Source organism: Rhodococcus sp. T7, assembly GCF_009872365.1.
Taxonomy (GTDB): domain Bacteria; phylum Actinomycetota; class Actinomycetes; order Mycobacteriales; family Mycobacteriaceae; genus Rhodococcus_F.
Map to the genome: position 1 here is coordinate 526 of NZ_WXYH01000389.1, position 509 is coordinate 1,034.

General features: G+C 64.8%; 1 pseudogene. It reads right to left on the bottom strand.

The window, feature by feature from the left end:
- A pseudogene (locus MLGJGCBP_RS50915) lies at window positions 1-509 on the bottom strand (cytochrome P450); the annotation flags it as partial.

Sequence of the window (509 nt, forward strand, 5' to 3'; positions counted from 1 at the left end):
GCCAGCATCATGAGCAGGAACATGTCGAACAGTTCCAGGTCGGTGAGTTTCTTGCCGTCGATCTCGGCGTCCAGAGCGGCGGAGGTGACGTCGTCCCGGTGAGGCGCGGTACGGCGTGCGGCGATCAGGTCGAGCATGTACTGGCGAATCTCACCGTGGGCCTTGCCGCGTGCGGCATTCGTCTCGTCCTGGGTGCCTCCGACGACGCCGTGCAGCAGGGTCGATACCCAGGCGTTCATGGTGTGCAGGTCTTCCAACGGCCAGCCCATGATGGTCAGGACGGTGACGCCGGGGAAGGGGAGGGCGAAGCCGTCGACGAAGTCGCACGTGCCGTCCTCGATCCAGTCGTCGATGAGTCGGTTGGCCCAGTCGCGCAGGCCGTCTTCCAGTAGCGCGACCTTCTTGGGTGCGAAGTGCGGGTCGAGGAGTGCACGGAACTGTTTGTGGCGGGGACCGTCGATCTCGATCGGGACCATGCCCTCCTCGGAACCCTGCGTGTTGATGCCGTC